The organism is Rubrobacter marinus, from assembly GCF_011492965.1.
Taxonomy (GTDB): domain Bacteria; phylum Actinomycetota; class Rubrobacteria; order Rubrobacterales; family Rubrobacteraceae; genus Rubrobacter_F; species Rubrobacter_F marinus.
The window spans coordinates 2,873,003-2,889,633 of sequence record NZ_CP045121.1 but is presented as its reverse complement, the minus strand read 5'-3'; the positions used below and the strand labels follow the sequence as shown (position 1 = coordinate 2,889,633).

Sequence of the window (16,631 nt, the reverse complement as noted above, 5' to 3'; positions counted from 1 at the left end):
GCGAGATGGGTAGCGAGACGGTCCGGGACGAGGCCGGCGCGGGAAGGGAGCCGCGCGAGGAGAGGCTCAGGCGGCGCTCTCACAGGGAGCGGGCGCTCATCGTCATCAACACCGGGCACGGCAAGGGGAAGTCCACGGCCTCCTTCGGGGTCATGCTCAGGGGCTGGGCGCGGGGGTACAGGATCGGGGTCTACCAGTTCGTCAAGAGCGGCAAGTGGAACGTCGGGGAGCAGAAGGCCGCCGAGGCTCTGGGGAACATAGACTGGTTCAAGCAGGGCGACGGCTGGACGTGGACCTCCAAGGACCTGGAGGAGAGCGCGGACAAGGCGCGCGAGGGCTGGGAGGAGGTCAAGCGCCGCCTCGCCGACGAGACCTACGACATGCTCCTCCTCGACGAGTTCACCTACCCGATGAAGTTCGGCTGGGTCGATACGCAGGAGGTGGTCGAGGTCCTCAAGAACCGCCCCGGCTTCCAGCACGTCATCATCACCGGGCGCGACGCGCCCGAGCCCCTCGTGGAGATCGCCGACCTCGTCAGCGAGATCCGCAAGGTCAAGCACCCCTTCGACGAGGGCTACCGGGGCCAGAAGGGGATCGAGTGGTAGGGACCCCCCGCATAGTGGTCGCGGGCACCCACTCCGGCGCCGGCAAGACGACGGTCGCCTCGGGCCTCATGGCCGCCTTCGCGCGGAGGGGCGAGAGGGTCGCCCCGTTCAAGGTCGGCCCCGACTTTATCGACCCCTCGTACCACGCCCTCGCCGCAGGACGCCCGGGCCGCAACCTCGACGCCTTCCTCTCCGGGCCGGAGCTTGTAGCGCCGCTCTTCGCCCACGGCGCCCGCGGGGCGGACGTCGCGATCGTGGAGGGCGTCATGGGCCTCTTCGACGGCAAGACGGGCGGCGGGGAGATGGCGTCGACCGCGCACGTCGCGAAGATTCTCGGCGCGCCGGTCCTCCTGGTGGTGGACGCCGGGGCGATGGCCCGGTCGGTGGCGGCGATGGTGCACGGCTACGCCACGTTCGACCCCGAGCTCAGGGTGGCCGGCGTGATCCTGAACCGCGTCGGCTCGCCGGTACACGAGGCGATCCTGCGCGAGGCCCTGGCGCCCCTCGGCATCCCCGTCCTCGGCGTCCTCCGTCGCGACCAAGACATCTCGACCCCCGACCGCCACCTCGGCCTCGTGCCGGTCGCCGAGCGCCGCGAGGAGGCAAGGAAGGCGCTGGGGCGGCTCGGAGAGAAGATCTCGCGCTCGTGCGACCTCGACGCCATCTCGCGCCTCGCCGCCTCCGCGGAGCGCCTCGAGGGGAGGGCTTGGACGCCGGAGGCTCCGGACCCGGAGACCTCGCCGATCCGCGTCGCCGTCGCGACGGGCCCCTCGTTCAGCTTCCTGTACAGGGAGAACCTGGAGCTCATGGAGGGGGCCGGCGCGGAGGTCGCGACCTTCGACCCGACCTCGGAGGCGGGCCTCCCGGAGGGGACGGACGCCCTCTACCTCGGCGGCGGTTTCCCGGAAGCCTACGCGGAGGCGCTCTCGGCGAACGAGCCGTTAAAGGACCGCATAAGGGAGTTCGCGGGGAGCGGGCGCCCGGTCGTCGCCGAGTGCGGCGGCCTCCTCTACCTCTGCCGCGAGCTCGACGGGCATCCGATGTGCGGCGTCCTCGACGCCGGAGCGACGATGACGGACCGCCTCACTCTGGGCTACCGCGAGGCCCGCGCGCTCGCCCCCTCGCCGCTCGCGGAGGAGGGCGCCACCGCGCGCGGCCACGAGTTCCACTACTCCGCCGTCGAGCCGCGGGCCGGCGCGCCGCCCCTTGCCTCTCCCGCCTGGGAGCTGATCGGGCGTGGGCCCGAGGGCTTCGTCTCCGGCGGGGTGTGCGCGAGCTACCTGCACACCCACTGGGCGGCGACGCCCACTCTCGCGCGCCGGTTCGTCGGGAGCGGCGCCCTGGGGCGCAAGCGCCTCGCGGGGGCGCGGGCTTGAGCGGCACGCTCGTCGGGGTGGGCGTCGGGCCCGGGGACCCGGAGCTCCTGACGGTCAAGGGCCTGAGGGAGCTGCGAGAGGCCGACGAGGTCTTCGTCCCGGTGGGGGACACCGGGGAGGTCGGGCGGGCGGAGACCGTGGTGCGTGCCCACCTCGGGGGGGACCCGGAGCGCTTGAGGCGCCTGCTCTTCGCCCTCTCCGACGACGAGGAGGCGCGGAAAGGGAGCTGGAGCCGGGCCGCCGAGGCGGTCTCCCGGTCGCTATCGGAGGGGAAGCGCTGCGCCTTCGCCACCATCGGAGACCCCAACCTGTACTCTACCTTCACCTACCTCGCGCGCACCGTCAGGGGCATCCTCCCCGGCGTCGAGGTCGAGACGGTACCCGGGATCACGGCGATGCAGGACCTCGCCTCGCGCAGCGGGACGGTCCTGGCTTTAGGCGACGAGAAGCTCGTGCTGCTCCCGTTCACCGCCGGCAAGCAGGTCCTGGAGGACGCCCTGAGGGGCTTCGAGACCGTGGTGTGCTACAAGGGCGGGGGCAGGCTCCGCGAGGTGCTCGACGCCGCGGAGGGGGCGGGGAGGATGGGGGGCGCGATATACGGCGCGCGCCTCGGCATGGAGGGGGAGGAGATCGTCCGCGCCGGGGAGATGGCCGGGCGCGAGGGGACGTATCTGGCGACGGTCATCTTCAAGGACGGAGGGGCGCTATGAGCAGCAAGGTCTGGTTTATCGGGGCGGGGCCGGGGGCCCCGGACCTGCTCACCATCCGCGGGGCGAAGCTTATCTCGGAGGCCGACGTGGTCGTGTGGGCCAGGAGCCTCGTGCACGAGGGGGTGCTGGAGCACGCGAGGGAGGGCGCGGAGGTTATAGAGTCGACCACCATCCCCCTCGAAGGCGTCCGCGAGCTCTACGAGCGGGCCGCCCGCGAGGACCTGAAGATAGCCCGCGTCCACTCCGGCGACCCGAGCCTCTACGGGGCCGTGCTGGAGCAGGCGGAGATCTGCGAGGAGCTCGGCCTGGAGTGGGAGATGGTGCCGGGGGTCTCGTCCTTCGGGGCGGCGGCCGCGGCCGTGGGCAGAGAGCTCACCGTGCCGGAGGTCTCGCAGTCCGTGATCCTGACCCGCCGCGCGAGCCGCACCCCCATGCCGAACAACGAGGACATAAAGACCTTCGCGGCCATCGGCACGACGATGGCGATCTTTCTGTCGGCGGCCAAGCCCCGCCCGCTACAGCAGGAGCTACTCGAGGGTGGATACGCCCCCGAGACACCCTGCGCCGTGGTGTACCGCGCGACGTGGCCCGACGAAGAGGTCATAGAGTGCCGCCTCGACGAACTGGCGGACCGCATAAGGGCGGCCGGGTTCACGCGACAGGCCATGATCCTGGTGGGCCCCGGCCTCAAGGAGGGCGGCACCCGCTCCCACCTCTACAGCCCGAACTTCTCCCACTCGTTCCGCAAGGCGGAGAACACCTCGGAGCATCTCCCGGAGGAGGCGGATGCCGCGGCCTCCTAAACGCAAGATCCGGGAACCCTCCATGCCCCCGAGCATGGAGCGGGCCAAGGACGAACGTCTCAGGCCCGGTTGGACCACCGGCACCTGCGCCGCCGCCGCCGCGAAGGCCGCCGCGACGGCCCTCGCCTCGGGCGAGCACCAGGCGCGCGTCGAGATAAAGCTCCCCCGCAAGGGCGAGGAGAGGCGCGTCGGCTTCCCCGTCGAGCGGTGCGAGGTAGCCGCGGACTCGTCCTGGGCCGAGGCCGTCGTCGTCAAGGACGCCGGGGACGACCCGGACGTCACGGACGGGGCGCACCTCACCGCGCGCGTCTCGTGGAGGGACGGGGCCGGCATAGAGCTGGACCGCGGCGAGGGGGTGGGGCTCGTGACGAGGCCGGGGCTCGGGCTGGCCGTCGGGGGACCGGCGATAAACGACGTGCCGAGGCGCATGATCTCCTACTCCGTCGAGGAGGTCCTGGACCCCGGCGAGCGGGGTGTGCGCGTCGAGATCAGCGTCCCCGGCGGCGAGGAGATGGCCGAGAAGACGACGAACGGGAGGCTCGGCATCCTCGGCGGGATCTCGATCCTCGGCACGACCGGCATCGTCCGCCCGTTCTCCACCGCCGCCTGGCGCGCCTCCGTCGGCCAGGCCATAAACGTCATGGGCGCCCAGGGCCACCAGACCCTCGTCCTCTCCACCGGCGGGCTGACCGAGAAAGCGGCGATGCGCCTCCTCCCCGACCTGGATGAGGTCTGCTTCGTCGAGGTCGGGGACTTCACCGGCCACGCGCTGAAGGGCGCCGTGAAGAACGGGCTCTCGCGCGTCTTCTTCGTCGGGATGACCGGGAAGCTCGCCAAGCTCGCCGCCGGCATCATGATGACCCACTGGACCCGCTCGAAGGTCGACAACGACCTGCTCGCGGACGTCACCGCGAGGGCCGGCGGGGACGATGCCGTCGTAGAGGAGGTGAAGGGGGCGAACACCGCCCGCCACGCCTACGAGCTCTGGCGCTCGGCGGGACTCTCCGAGGCCCCGAACATCCTGTGCGCGCTCGCCGCCGAGAACCTCGCGGAGTACGCCGGGGGCGGGTTGGAGCTTCACGCGATCATGGTCGACTTCGACACCCTCGACCCCGTCGGCGCCAGCCCCGGCGCCCTCGCGCTCACGACCTGGGAAGCCGCGAAGGGGGCCTCCTCTTGACCCGTATCGCGGTCATAGGCCTGGACGGCGGGTCGCTCGACCCCGAGATGCAGAGCGTCGTCCGGGAGGCCTCGCTGGTCGTTGGCGGGAGGCGCCACCTCGACGCGCTCGGCGTGGAGCCGGAGCGCTCCGCCGCCCTCGTCGGGGACCTCTCCGGGGCCATGGGGAGGATCGAAGCGTCCGAGGGTCCGGTCGTGGTGCTCGCCTCGGGGGACCCCGGCTTCTTTGGGATCGTGCGTCTGCTCGGGGAGAGGTTCGGACGCGAGGGCCTGCGCGTGCTGCCGGGCCGGTCCTCCGTCGCCCTGGCCTTCGCCCGGGCGGGGCTGCACTGGGACGACGCGCTGGTCGTCAGCGCCCACGGGCGCGAGCCGCGTCGGGCGGTCAACGCCTGCAGGGCCCACCCGAAGGTCGCGGTCCTCACCCAGCCCGGGTTCGGCCCCGCCGAGCTCGCCCGCGAGCTGGAGGGCTGGGGCCGGTCCCTGTTCGTCGCCGAGGGGCTGGGCGGCGAGGGGGAGCGTTGTTTTCGAGGGGACGCGGCGACCGTGGCCCGGATGGAGTGGAGGGACCCGAACGTGGTCATAGCCGTCGACGAGGATCGGCCGGGGGAGGGGAAGGGGTGGATCTCCTCGGGCTCGGAGAGCCCCGGGCGGTGGGCGCTCCCCGAGAGCGAGTTCGAGCACCGCTCCGGCATGATCACGAAGGCGGAGGTACGCGCCGCCGTCCTCGCCCGTCTCGGTCCCGGGCCCGGAGACCTCGTCTGGGACGTCGGGGCGGGCTCCGGCTCCGTCGCCATCGAGTCCGCCCGCCTCGGGGCCGCCGCGGTAGCGGTAGAGCGCGACGGGGAGAGTTGCGAGCGCGCCCGCAGAAACGCCGCGCGCCACGGCGTCAGCGTCCGGGTCGTCGAGGGCGAAGCCCCAGGGGCGCTGCGGGACCTGCCAGAGCCCGACGCGGTGTTCGTCGGGGGGACGGGGCAGCGTTTCGAGGAGATCGTGAAGCACTCGGCCGTCGCCGCGCGCCGGGCCGTCGTCCTCACCCTGATCTCCCTGGAGCGCGTGGTGCCGGCGGCGGAGATCCTCGAAGGCTGCGGCATGGACGTCGAGACGACGCTCCTCCAGGCCTCTCGAGTGAGCGGCATCGGCTCGATGCACCGCCTCGTCCCTGAGACCCCCGTCTTCGTGGTCACCGGCCGCAGGGAAGGGGTTGCGGCTTGATCGGCCTCGTCGCCACCACGCGCAACGGGCGCCGCCGCGCCGCGCACCTGGCCCAGCTATGGAAGGACGCCACGCTCTACCCGGGCAAGCCCTCGGAGGCGCTGCGCGGGGCCTGGGCCGACTGCGACGGGATCGTGGTGTTCCTCGCCGCGGGTGCGGCCGTCAGGCTCGCCGCCCCGCTCCTCGCGGACAAGCGCCGCGACCCCGGCATCGTCTGCGTCGACGACGCGGGCCGCTACGCCGTCGCCCTCGCCGGGGGACACGCCGGCGGCGCCAACGAGCTCGCCTCGCGCGTCGCCGAGGCCCTGGGCGCGGAGCCCGTGATCACGACCGCGAGCGAGTCCCTGGGCCTACAGGCCCTCGACTCCTTCGGGGCGGAGCTCGGCTTCGAGATCGAAGCAGGCTCCGACCTCGCCGGCGTGGGGGCGGCCCTGGTCTCGGGCGACACGGTCCGCCTCGTCTCCGATCGGCGCTGGCCGACGGGCCCGCTGCCGGACAACGTCGTGAGGGGGACGGAGGACGAGCCCGACGAGAACGCCTGCGAGAGCGCGACGGCGCGGATCGTCGTCTCCGACAGGCTCGTCGACGAGGCGGGGCCGGGGTGCGTCGTCTACCGCCCGCCGTCCCTCGTCGTCGGGGTCGGCTGCAGCCGCGGGGCGACGGAGGACGAGATCCTGAACCTCCTCCGCGCAACCCTGCGCCGGGCCGGCCTCTCCGGGAAGTCCGTGGCGGCCCTGGCGAGCGTGGACGTGAAGGCCGACGAACCCGGCCTCTTGAGAGCCGCGGAGTCCCTCGGGGTCCCGGTGCGTTTCCGCGGCGCCAGAGAGCTCGCGGGCATCGAGGTCCCGAACCCGTCTTCCGTGGTGGAGGGCGCGGTCGGCACCCCGAGCGTCGCCGAGGCGTCGGTGATCGCCGCGGGCGCCGAGCTCCTGGTGGAGAAAGAGAAGTCCAGAAACGCGACGGTGGCTATCGGCAGGCTGCCGGTCCGGGGCAAGCTGCGCCTCGTCGGGCTCGGGCCGGGGACCGACGCCCTGATCCCGCCGATGGCCCGCGAGGCCCTGGCCCGCTCCGAGGTCGTCGTGGGTCTGGAGCAGTACGTCGAGAGGATCCGCCACCTCCTGAGGCCGGGGACGAGCATCGTCACGCTCCCCCTGGGGGGCGAGATCGCGCGCGCCGAGCGAGCCCTCGCCGAAGCGAGGGAGGGGGGGAGCGCCGCCCTCGTCTCCAGCGGCGACGTCGGGGTCTACGCGATGGCCTCGCCCGCCCTGGAGCTCGCTGGGGAGGACGTCGACGTCGAGGTCGTCCCCGGCATCACGGCGGCCCAGGCCGCGGCCTCCCTCCTCGGCTCCCCTCTGGGGCACGACCACTGCTCGATCAGCCTCTCCGACCTCCTGACCCCGTGGGAGATCATAGAGAGGCGCGTCAGGGCGGCGGCGGAGGGGGACTTCGTCGTCTCCCTGTACAACCCGCGCTCCAGGGGCCGCGACTGGCAGCTCGGCAAGGTCTGTTCCATCCTGCTGGAACACCGCCCCCCCGAGACCCCCGTCGGCATCGTAAAGAACGCCTACCGAGACGACGCCGAGGTCTCCCTCACGACCCTCTCCGACCTCCGCCCCGAGGACGTGGACATGCTCACCGTCGTCGTGGTCGGCAGCTCCCAGACGAAGCTCGTCGCCGGACGCATGGTGACGCCGCGGGGGTATCTGGATTGAAGGGGACCGCGACCAGAAGCATCTTCGCCGTGACGGATGCTTGCGCCGGTTGCGGCGCCTGCCTCAAGACGTGCCCGGAGCGCGCGATCCGCCCCGCCCCGAGGGGCTACCCCTCGCCCCTGATCGTCCTTGAAGACCGCTGCACGGGGTGCGCCGAGTGCGCCGAGGTCTGCCCGGTCTCGGCCTGCGTCGAGGTCTCCCTCACGAGCCTTCTGGAGGAGACGTGAGGCGAGTCCACCCCATAGAAGAGGAGAGCTACCGCATCATGCGCGGCCTCCTGGACCTCTCCCATCTCGGGCCCCTGAGCCGGGCCGTCGCCGAACGCGTGGTCCACGCCTCCGCCGACCTCGAGTACGCCGAGACGCTCGTCCTCGACGAGGCCGCGCTGGCCGGCGGCCACGAGGCCCTGCGCGCCGGCGCGCCCGTCGTCACCGACGTCGGGATGGTGGCGGCGGGGATCACGGCGCGGGAGACGATATGCTTCGTCTCCGACCCCCGAGCCCGGGCGCTCTCGGAGGAGCTCGGGATCACGCGCTCGGCGGCGGGATTTAGAATCGCGGCCGAGGAGGCCGAGGCGGGGGCGGTCTGGGTGGTCGGGAACGCGCCGACGGCGCTCTTCGAGCTTCTGGAGCTCGGGGCGGAGCCCGCGCTGGTCGTCGGGCTCCCGGTCGGGTTCGTCGGGGCGGCGGAGTCGAAGGAAGGGCTGATCGAGAGCGGCCTGCCGGCGGTCGCCAACCGCGGCCCCAAGGGGGGCTCCGCGGTCGCGGCGGCGGCGCTGAACGCGCTCTTGTACCACGACGAGGAAGGGTAGACGCATGAGGAACCTGGTAGACATCAAGAGCAAGGATCAGGAGACGGCCGACCCCGCGCTGCTCGTCGTGGGACACGGGAGCCGCGATCCGCGGGGGGCGAGGGAGTTCCACGAGCTCGTCGGGCTCGTGCGCGAGCGGAGCCCGGGGCTCGCGGTCGAGGGCGGCTTTATCGAGCTCTCGAAGCCCCCGATCTCCGAGTGCGTGAACAAGCTCGTGGAGGGGAAGGCGACGAGGATCTCGGCCGTCCCCCTCATGCTCCTCGCCGCCGGCCACGCCAAGGACGACATCCCCGCCACCCTCGTCCGCGAGGGCTGAGCCACCCGCAGGTGGAGTTCGGCTACGGCCGGGCCCTCGGCATCCGCCCGAGCTTCTGGAGCTTATGGACGAGCGCATCTCCGCCGTGGTCCCGAGGGGGGAAGGAGGAGTGGGCGGTCCTCGTCGTCGGCCGCGGCTCCTCCGACCCGGACGCGAACTCCGACCTCTTCAAGGCCTCGCGCCTCTTCCACGAGGGGCGCCCCTACGAGATGGTCGAGACCGCCTTCGTCAGCATGACGCCCCCGAAGGTCCGAGAGGGCCTGGAGCGCCTGAGGAAGCTCGGCGCCAGAAAGGTCGCCGTCTTCTCCTACTTTCTGTTCACCGGCGTCCTGGAGGAGCGCATAAGGGAGGAGAGCGAGGGGTTCGCGGACGAGAACCCGGGCGTGGAGGTCCGTTACGCGGGCTACTTCGGGGCGGACGGGCGGGTCGCGGACCTCGTCCTGGAGCGCTACCGCGAGGCCGTGCGCGGCGACATCCGCATGAACTGCGACGTCTGCGTCCACCGCGTCGCCCTCCCCGGCTTCGAGGAGAAGGTCGGCGCCCCCGCCACCCCGCACTACCACCCCGACGAGCCCGGCCACGACCATAGCCACGGCCACGACCATAGCCACGGTCACGGCCACGGCCACGGTCACCACTAGGCGGCAGGGATGGCGTTCGAAGACAGGGTAACGGAGCTCGCCGGGGACGTCTATCCCCCGGACGGGGGGGCCGCCGAGAGGGCGAGGGAGCGGAGCCTCGCGCTCGCCAAGCCGCCCGGGAGCCTCGGCGAGATCGAGGATCTGGGAGCGAGGCTCGCCGCGATCTCCGGCAGGGTTCCGCCCCCGGTGCCGGAGGACCCGGCGGTCATCGTCTGCGCCGGGGACCACGGGGTGCTGGGGCGCGGCGTCTCGCCCTGGCCGCGGGAGGTCACGGCGGCGATGGTCCGGAACTTCTGCGGGGACGGGGCGGCGGTCAACGCGATCGCGAAGAGCGTCGGCGCCCGCGTGAGCGTCCTCGACGTCGGGGTGGCCACGGAGCTTGCGCGACACCCCCGCCTGAGGACGGCGAGGGTCAGGCCGGGCACCGACGACCTGAGCCTCGGGCCCGCGATGGGCCGCGAGGAGGCCGCGCGCGCCCTGATGAGCGGGGCCGGCATGGCCGAGGAGCTCGTGGGTAGCGGCGTGGACCTCCTCGTCACCGGCGACATGGGCATCGGCAACACGACGCCCGCTGCGGCCCTCGTCTCCGCGTTCACCGGCCGCCCGCCCGAGGAGACGACCGGCCGCGGCACCGGCATCGACGACGAGACCCTGAGGCTCAAGAGGAGCGTCGTCGAGGAGGCGCTCGCCCTGCACGATCCCGACCCGAAGGACCCTTTGGGCGTCCTCGCCGCGCTCGGGGGGCTCGAACACGCCGCCATCGCCGGCGTGATCCTGGCGGGTGCGGCGAACGGGACCCCGGTCGTCCTCGACGGCGTGATCTCGAACTCCGCGGCCCTCGTCGCGCGCGCGCTCGTCCCAGACTCGACGGGCTACCTCGTCGCCGGCCACCTCTCGGCGGAGCCGGGGGCGTCGGTGGCGCTGGAGCACCTCGGCCTGCGCCCCCTCCTGGACCTCGGCCTGCGCCTCGGGGAGGGGACCGGCGGCCTCTTGGCCGTGCCGCTCGTAAGGGCCGCCGCCCGCGTGCTCGGCGAGATGGCGCTGCTCGAGGACCTGGAGCTCGGGTGAGCGGGTTGAGCCGGGAGGCGGTGGAGGCTCTGGGGAGCCCGCTTGCGGTCCGGGTGGACTTTCACGAGGAGATAAGCTCGACCCAGGAGCGCGCCCGCGAGCTGGCCCACGCGGGCACGCCGCACGGGACGCTCGTCCTCTCGGAGGTCCAGAAGGGCGGCCGGGGGCGCCTCGGGCGCCGCTGGGGCTCCCCGAGGGCGGGCTCTGGATGTCGCTCGTCCTCCGCCCGGACCTGTCCGCCCGCTTCGCCCCCGCATCACGCAGACCGCCGCCGTCGGGGTCGCGAAGGCGCTGTGGACCTTCGGGGTCGAGGCGCGCGTAAAGTGGCCGAACGACCTGCTCGTCGCGGGGCCCGGGGACGTGATCGGGCGCAAGATCTGCGGCATCCTCGCCGAGTCGAGCGCCGAGAACGTCCCCGTCGCCGCCAAGCGCGTCGGCCCCGGCGGGGCCCGCGACGCCGAGCGCGCCATCGACTTCGTCGCCCTCGGCGTCGGCATAAACGCCAACCTCGACCCCGAGGACCTCGCCGTCCCCGACCGCGAGGTGGCCACGCTTCGCTCCGAGCTCGGACGCGACGTGGACCTCGTGGAGCTCCTCGGCGCCGTCCTCCGCGGCCTCGACGCCGAGCTCGGCCGCATCCGGGACTTCGGCGCCGTCCTCGACGACTGGCGCGCCCTGAACTGCACCCTGGGCCGAAACGTGCGGGTAACGCGCTTCGGAGAAGCCATCGAGGGGCGCGCGGCCGACCTCACGGGCGAGGGGGGGCTGCTCATCGAGAGGTCGTCCGGGAGGGGGCTCGTCGAGGTCTTCGAGGGAGAGGTGGAGCACCTCCGCCACGGCGAGGGGGAGGGTTAGGGTGCTCGTGGCCTGCGCGCAGTACGCCATCCGAGACGGGGACCCGGAGTCCAACCTCCGGCGCTCCCTCGCCTGGATCTCCTTGGCCGCCAGAGCCGGCGCCGACCTCGTAGTCCTCCCGGAGCTCGCCAACTCCGGCTGCGACATCCGATCCCGCGAAGGCGCCCTCCGCCTCGCCGAAGGGGTGCCGGAGGGCCCGACCGTCTGGGCCTGGGCCGAAGCCGCCCGCGAGTTCGGCCTGCTCGTGGTGGGCGGCGTGCTGGAGGCGGAGGGGGAGAGCGTCCACAACTCCGCCGTCGTCGTGGGGCCGGACGGGCTCCTCGGGCGCTACCGCAAGACGCACTTCTGGGACCGCGAGAAGCTGGTCTACGACCCAGGACGCGTTCTACCCGTCTTCGAGACGCCGCTCGGCACCCTGGGACTGCTCGTCTGCTACGACGCCTGGTTCCCCGAGGCGCTCCGCACGCTCGCGATGCGCGGCGCGGAGATCCTGTGCGTCCCCGCGAACGCCCCGGACGACTGGGTCCCGACGAGCAGCGCCGGGGCGGGCTGACGATGCTCGGCGCGCACGCTATCGCCGGGGCGAACGCCAACCGCGTGTACGTCGCCTGCGCCAACCGCGTCGGGGACGGCTACGGGGGAGGAGCTGCATCGTGGGCCCCTCGGGCGGTGTGCTCGCCTTCGGGGACCCGGAGGCGGAGGGTCTCGTGACCGCCGAAGTAGACGCCCAGCGCGCGCGCCGGGAGAAGCGCCTCACCCCTTTCTCCCACGCCTTCGGGATCGCAACGAGGAGGTCTACAAGTTCCTGCCCGCGCCGGGGATGGGCGAGGGGACCTTACAAGATGAAAGGTTCGCCGTGGAGGTTGTCCATGTATGCGAGCAGCCGCCGCGCGGACTCGCCGGTGAAGTGGGCGCTGATCTCCCCGGCGAAAGTCGCCGTCACCGTGGTATCCGGCCCCTCCTCGTTCCGAACCTCCATCCTCACCACCTGGTCCAGGTTCAGAAGCTGGTAGCCCCCCTGGGGTTGTCGCGCCGCACGAGGTTCAAAAAGAGTCCTCCTCTCGACCGCCTTCGCCCCCGTCGTAGCCGGGGGCGGAAACGAAAATCGACCGGCGAGGGGCCGGTCTCGGTGGTGCGCCTGGAAGGATTCGAACCTCCGACACAGGGTTTAGGAAACCCTTGCTCTATCCCCTGAGCTACAGGCGCAAGGCGCACAGAGTTTAGCGCACGGCGCGGGGTTCTTCCATGCCGCGCGCCCTCCGTCGAGCCCCGCCGTTACTCCGGATCGTCGGTGCCCGGGGCGTCCGCCTGGCGGACGAAGCGGTCGTAGAGCACCGCCGCCAGGACGCCGCCGAGGATGGGGCCGACGATGTAGACCCAGGCGGAGGTGAAGTTGCCGGACACGATCATCGGCCCGAGCGCCCGGACCGGGTTCAGCGCGCCGCCGGTGACCGGCCCCGCGATAAAGATCCCCGCCGCCAGCGCGAACCCGACCGCGAGGGGTGCGGCGGCGGCCGGGGCCCGATCGTCCGTCGCCACGGAGACCACGACGAAGACCAGGATAAAGGTAACCAGCGCCTCCACGATCATCGCCCTGAAGTCCCCGACGTCCCCGACGGGATACGTGGCAGCGAGGCTCGCGACCTCCCGGGCCCGGTCGCCGAAGGCGATCCAGGTGCCTATCGCCCCGAGGATCGCCCCGATAAGCTGCGCCCCTATGTAGGCGGGCACGTAGCGCCAGGGGAAGTTGTTGGTGACGGCGAGCCCCAGGGTGACGGCCGGGTTGACGTGCGCCCCGGCGACGTGACCGAGTGCCGCGACGACGGCGGCGAGCGCCAGCCCGAAGGCGAGCACCACCGCCAGGGAGTCGTAGGGCCCCCCCGCCGTGGCGCGGTTCAGGAGGGCCGCGGTGGCCGCGGCGGTCCCGGTAAAGACCAGGATAAAGGAGCCGACGATCTCCGCCACCGACGCGCGCGCCATGTTCGAGCCGATCTGGCTCCCGTACAACCCCCGCGTCCCCCTACCCGCGGTCGAGCTCCTCCTGGACCTCGGACCGGAGCTTCGGGACGGGCGATCCAGCGGTCCCCGGCCCCTCTCTCCTTCGTACCTCTCGGCCACCTTGTGCCTTCCTTTCGTCGAGGCGCCGCCCTGCGAGGGCCGCGCCGATCACCAACACCAGAACGACCCGCCGCCCGGGAGCGCCGGCATCGGCGGCGGACCGCCCGAGACCGGCAAGCCGCCCCCCTCGCCGGGGACCGCATATTGTATTGGCTCCACCACGGCCCGGCCGTCGGCCTCGCCACAAAAAAAAGGAAGCCCGGCGCGGACGCCGGGCTTCCCCTCGTTAGGTTCTAGGGACTGCTACGGGCGCCTGCGGCCGGTCTTCGCGCCCCAGACTCCGCCGAGCGCCCCGCCGATGAACGGGACGAGCAGGGCGGCGATGCCCGCGCCGGTGAGGATCGTGCCGAGGTTCTGCGGGGCCTCCTGCTGCACGCCGCCGGGCACCTGCGGCAGGGCCACGCCGCTGAGGTTGTCCAGCAGGCTGGCGCCCACGATGCTCCCGATGATGCCCAGCAGGAGTATCACCACCAGGGACAGGACCGGCACCAGGATGCCGTGCTTCAGGCCGGACCGGCTCGCGAGCCTACCGGCTACGTAGCCGCCGATGAGGAAGGCCAGGAGGAGCGTCAGCAGGACGCCCACGAGCGCCGAGACGCCCCCCTCGGCGCTCCCCTGCGCGCCCGAGTTGCCCAGGATCGCCCCGACGATGCCGCCGACGATGCCGCTGAGGATCAGGCCGGCGCCGAGGGCCGCGAGCCACCCGAAGATGACGCTCGTCCAGCTCGTCCCTAGCTCCGACTCCCTGGAGTGAACGCCACCGCGCGAGTCGTCGCGGGAGCCGCTGCGCCTCTCGTTGTCGAGGTCCGCGTCGGGGGCGTTCTGGTTGCTTATGTTGCGGGCGTCGCCGCCGCGCGGATCGTCGCTGCGGGTCCTGCCTTCTCCACTACCTCTGTCGAACATCTGTAGTCCCTTCTACTCAAGCGAAAGGCGGGCGCCCTTGTGATGCGCCCGCCCTCGCACTCTGCTTACTCGCTCTACCGCGTGGCCCGAGAAGACCTAGACGCCGCGATCGTCGCGACGGCCGGAGGTGCGGGAAGCGTCTTCGACGTCGACCTCCTCCTTGCGCACGTCCTCCTCGACGACCTCCTCGTCCTGCACCACGTCCTTGCGAACCCGGACCTCTTCCTTCACGACCGGCCGCTTCTCCACCACGACCTCTTCCTCGACGACGGGCACGCTGACCTCGTCCTCGCCGATCTCGCCGGGGGAGGCGTCGCGGTCCACCGGCACGCGGTCCACGGTCACTTCCTCGCGCTTCTTGGGGACGGCGATGCGCTCGCGCTCGGTCCTCACGCGCTTTCTGACGTTGACCTGACCGGCCTCGCGCTCGCGGACCCCGGCGCGCAGCTCCTCCTCGCTCCTCTGGACCCGGATCTCGTCCTCGTCCTCGAGGTCCGCCTGGCCCTCGCGAACGCCCTCTTCGCCCCGGCCATGCTCACGAAACTCGCCGCCCTCGCGGTCGCCCATGGCGATGCCGCCGCCGGTGCCGGCCGCGCCGCTCTCGTAGGCGCCGTAGGAGCCCTGCCCCTCCTGCTGCTGGGAGGCCCCGAGGCCGTAGTACTCGCGCACCTGGCGCTCGTAGTCGGGGGTGATCTCCGAGTCGTCGTCGAAGCGCGGCCCGTTCTTGACCTGCTCCTTCTCCGCCTGCACGTACAGGGCCTGCGAGCCCTCGTCCACCCGCACCGCGTCCATCGGGATGAGGGTGGAGGAGAGGCCGAAGAAGCCCATCTTCACGCCCACGTACTCGGGCCGGTCCGACTCGTCCAGGAACAGGTCGTCGACCTTGCCGACCTTGTCGCCGTCGCGGTCGTAGACGGTGTAGCCGGCGAAGCGGTCCTCCACCGCCGTGAACCTGTCCGTGCGCTCCTCGCGTTCCATAAAGTGTCCTCCTTGCTTTCTCGGAACCAACTCAACACGTCGCCCCGGATACCTCCATCGGCGACTTACTCCACATGTACCGTCGCCGAAACGGACGTAAACGGGCTTACTGCGCGCGTTGTGTCACAGCACACATAGCGTCGGAGGAGGTGTAACGGAACCCTACCGGGCGCCGTCTGCGGAGGCCGGTCGGTTCAAACCCTTACGGGGAGGCCCTCCGCCGCCGCCCGCTCCAGGGCTTCGATGTCGCGTACGCGTATAAGACGGTTCTCCGTCTCCACCGTTTCGGTCTCGCGAAGCTGGGTGAAGGCGCGCGTCACGGCCTCGCGGTTCGCCCCGATCATGGTGCCGAGGTGGTGGTGGGTGTAACGGGTGGGGATCTTGTACCCCGCGCGGGTCCGGATGCCCTCGCGCTCGATAAGCAGGAGGATGAGGCTCGCCAGGCGCGCGGGGACCTCCTTGAGGCCGAGATCTTCGAGGCGCCTCTCGTACGCGCTCAGGCGCTCGCTGAGTAGCCTGATGAGGCTGAGGCCTACCTCGGGCTTGCGCAGGACCAGACGCTCCACGTCGGCGCGGCGGAGGATCGAGAGCTCCGAGTCCTCCATGCAGTGCGCGTACGCCCCCCTGGTCCCCCGCGAGGTCAGCGCGACCTCCCCGAAGACCGTCCCGCCTTCCACCACGCAGAGCGTAAACTCCCGACCCTCGGGGCTTCTCCTGTAAACGCGGACGCGGCCGTTCTTCAGCACGAACAGCGTCTCGTTCAGGTCGTCCTCGCCGAAGAGGACCTCACCGGCCCGCAGGCGAACGCTGGCGCAGCTCCAGCTTATGTCCTCGATCTCCTCCGCCGAGAGCGGTTCGAAGACGTCCACGAGCGAGAGTAACCTGGCGTCTTCTCCTGCGATCAAACCGTGTCTGGGGTGTACCAAAGCTCCGTCCGGGGTCGCCCACGCTTGCTGGCCGAAATTCTACCGCCGAGCCCCCGGCCCGACCCGCCGAGAAGCTCCCGTTCGGTACACACTTAGGGCCAATTATTAGCGCCGGCGGGCTCCAAGGTCGAGACGGCCCGAAAAAGACAATGTATATGCTACAAAGCGCCCCACTTCGTAACACAAACATCTCGAAGAATTGCCCAAACATTGTTGACGAATAGTTGAACAGGGATAGCGTACTCGGTATGATAGCTAATCACGACTGGAAGAGGTAGTCGTATGCATCTTGCGGGTGGTTTGGAAAGGCTTCTGGGAGGTTCTGTAAGCCCTAGCCCCTGCAAGGAAGTTGTCGGCGAGTAAGGAGGCGTGTCACGGAAGCTCACAGTAGCGGCCGAGATCCCGTAATAAAAGTAGA

The 16,631-nt window shown here is 71.5% G+C and carries 17 protein-coding genes, 1 tRNA gene and 1 pseudogene; 13 read left to right on the top strand and 6 right to left on the bottom strand.

The features are described 5' to 3' along the window. Window positions 1–5: 5 nt before the first annotated feature. From cobO to GBA65_RS14760, 13 genes and pseudogenes are all read left to right on the top strand, one after another. Complete coding sequence (gene cobO, locus GBA65_RS14820) at window positions 6–605, top strand: cob(I)yrinic acid a,c-diamide adenosyltransferase (RefSeq protein WP_166398533.1); 600 nt, start codon at window positions 6–8, stop codon at window positions 603–605. Continuing rightward, window positions 599–1,981, top strand: a complete 1,383-nt coding sequence (locus tag GBA65_RS14815) for a cobyrinate a,c-diamide synthase (protein WP_166397212.1) — start codon at window positions 599–601, stop codon at window positions 1,979–1,981. The genes cobO and GBA65_RS14815 overlap by 7 nt, the downstream gene beginning before the upstream one ends. Beyond that, window positions 1,978–2,691, top strand: a complete 714-nt coding sequence (cobI, locus tag GBA65_RS14810) for a precorrin-2 C(20)-methyltransferase (protein WP_166397211.1) — start codon at window positions 1,978–1,980, stop codon at window positions 2,689–2,691. Before GBA65_RS14815 ends, cobI begins: the two co-directional genes overlap by 4 nt. Beyond that, the gene (cobM, locus tag GBA65_RS14805) at window positions 2,688–3,494 is read left to right on the top strand and encodes a precorrin-4 C(11)-methyltransferase (RefSeq protein WP_166397210.1); all 807 of its coding nucleotides are present in this window, start codon (window positions 2,688–2,690) and stop codon (window positions 3,492–3,494) included. Before cobI ends, cobM begins: the two co-directional genes overlap by 4 nt. After that, entirely contained in the window at window positions 3,478–4,674 is a 1,197-nt protein-coding gene (locus GBA65_RS14800; RefSeq protein ID WP_166397209.1) for a cobalt-precorrin-5B (C(1))-methyltransferase, read from the top strand. The genes cobM and GBA65_RS14800 overlap by 17 nt, the downstream gene beginning before the upstream one ends. Further along, window positions 4,671–5,885, top strand: a complete 1,215-nt coding sequence (cbiE, locus tag GBA65_RS14795; protein WP_228281355.1) for a precorrin-6y C5,15-methyltransferase (decarboxylating) subunit CbiE — start codon at window positions 4,671–4,673, stop codon at window positions 5,883–5,885. Before GBA65_RS14800 ends, cbiE begins: the two co-directional genes overlap by 4 nt. Continuing rightward, a complete protein-coding gene (gene cobJ, locus GBA65_RS14790) occupies window positions 5,882–7,597 on the top strand; it encodes a precorrin-3B C(17)-methyltransferase (protein WP_166397208.1) in 1,716 nt (571 codons plus the stop codon). The genes cbiE and cobJ overlap by 4 nt, the downstream gene beginning before the upstream one ends. 29 nt (window positions 7,598–7,626) lie before the next feature. After that, window positions 7,627–7,824, top strand: coding sequence for a 4Fe-4S dicluster domain-containing protein (locus GBA65_RS14785; RefSeq protein ID WP_228281354.1), 198 nt, complete (start codon window positions 7,627–7,629; stop codon window positions 7,822–7,824). A 38-nt stretch (window positions 7,825–7,862) separates the two neighbouring features. After that, complete coding sequence (locus tag GBA65_RS14780) at window positions 7,863–8,408, top strand: precorrin-8X methylmutase (RefSeq protein ID WP_407691098.1); 546 nt, start codon at window positions 7,863–7,865, stop codon at window positions 8,406–8,408. 4 nt (window positions 8,409–8,412) lie between these two features. Then, window positions 8,413–9,365, top strand: a pseudogene (locus tag GBA65_RS14775) (sirohydrochlorin chelatase). Between the two features lie 9 nt (window positions 9,366–9,374). Further along, window positions 9,375–10,433 carry a nicotinate-nucleotide--dimethylbenzimidazole phosphoribosyltransferase gene (cobT, locus tag GBA65_RS14770; protein WP_166397205.1) on the top strand — a complete coding sequence of 353 codons (1,059 nt, stop codon included), beginning with the start codon at window positions 9,375–9,377 and terminating at the stop codon, window positions 10,431–10,433. Window positions 10,434–10,793: 360 nt separating this feature from the next. Next, window positions 10,794–11,288, top strand: a complete 495-nt coding sequence (locus tag GBA65_RS14765) for a biotin--[acetyl-CoA-carboxylase] ligase (RefSeq protein ID WP_166397204.1) — start codon at window positions 10,794–10,796, stop codon at window positions 11,286–11,288. A gap of 1 nt (window position 11,289) precedes the next feature. Beyond that, on the top strand, window positions 11,290–11,841 hold the full coding sequence (locus tag GBA65_RS14760) for a nitrilase-related carbon-nitrogen hydrolase (RefSeq protein WP_166397203.1): 552 nt from the start codon (window positions 11,290–11,292) through the stop codon (window positions 11,839–11,841). Window positions 11,842–12,123: 282 nt separating this feature from the next. On the opposite strand, the gene GBA65_RS14755 is transcribed toward GBA65_RS14760, so the two are convergent. The 6 genes from GBA65_RS14755 to GBA65_RS14730 all read right to left on the bottom strand — a co-directional run bounded on the left by GBA65_RS14755 (window position 12,124) and on the right by GBA65_RS14730 (window position 16,192). Further along, window positions 12,124–12,267, bottom strand: a complete 144-nt coding sequence (locus GBA65_RS14755; protein WP_166397202.1) for a hypothetical protein — start codon at window positions 12,265–12,267, stop codon at window positions 12,124–12,126. Between the two features lie 151 nt (window positions 12,268–12,418). Continuing rightward, window positions 12,419–12,494, bottom strand: a tRNA-Arg gene (locus GBA65_RS14750). A gap of 69 nt (window positions 12,495–12,563) precedes the next feature. Continuing rightward, on the bottom strand, window positions 12,564–13,406 hold the full coding sequence (locus GBA65_RS14745; protein WP_207955799.1) for an MIP/aquaporin family protein: 843 nt from the start codon (window positions 13,404–13,406) through the stop codon (window positions 12,564–12,566). A 243-nt stretch (window positions 13,407–13,649) separates the two neighbouring features. Next, window positions 13,650–14,309 (bottom strand): hypothetical protein, encoded by a 660-nt coding sequence (locus tag GBA65_RS14740; RefSeq protein WP_166397201.1) that lies wholly within the window; start codon window positions 14,307–14,309, stop codon window positions 13,650–13,652. A gap of 96 nt (window positions 14,310–14,405) precedes the next feature. Beyond that, the gene (locus tag GBA65_RS14735; RefSeq protein WP_166397200.1) at window positions 14,406–15,287 is read right to left on the bottom strand and encodes a DUF2382 domain-containing protein; all 882 of its coding nucleotides are present in this window, start codon (window positions 15,285–15,287) and stop codon (window positions 14,406–14,408) included. Between the two features lie 194 nt (window positions 15,288–15,481). After that, window positions 15,482–16,192: a Crp/Fnr family transcriptional regulator gene (locus tag GBA65_RS14730; protein ID WP_166397199.1), complete on the bottom strand. Its 711-nt coding sequence runs from the start codon at window positions 16,190–16,192 to the stop codon at window positions 15,482–15,484. Window positions 16,193–16,631 lie beyond the last annotated feature (439 nt).

Coding starts and splice junctions, on each gene's coding strand:
- GBA65_RS14800 (WP_166397209.1), top strand. CDS start 3,478: ATGCCGCGGCCTCCTAAACGCAAGATCCGGGAACCCTCCATGCCCCCG.
- cobO (WP_166398533.1), top strand. CDS start 6: ATGGGTAGCGAGACGGTCCGGGACGAGGCCGGCGCGGGAAGGGAGCCG.
- GBA65_RS14780 (WP_407691098.1), top strand. CDS start 7,863: ATGCGCGGCCTCCTGGACCTCTCCCATCTCGGGCCCCTGAGCCGGGCC.
- GBA65_RS14735 (WP_166397200.1), bottom strand. CDS start 15,287: ATGGAACGCGAGGAGCGCACGGACAGGTTCACGGCGGTGGAGGACCGC.
- GBA65_RS14740 (WP_166397201.1), bottom strand. CDS start 14,309: ATGTTCGACAGAGGTAGTGGAGAAGGCAGGACCCGCAGCGACGATCCG.
- GBA65_RS14755 (WP_166397202.1), bottom strand. CDS start 12,267: ATGGAGGTTCGGAACGAGGAGGGGCCGGATACCACGGTGACGGCGACT.
- cobT (WP_166397205.1), top strand. CDS start 9,375: ATGGCGTTCGAAGACAGGGTAACGGAGCTCGCCGGGGACGTCTATCCC.
- cobM (WP_166397210.1), top strand. CDS start 2,688: ATGAGCAGCAAGGTCTGGTTTATCGGGGCGGGGCCGGGGGCCCCGGAC.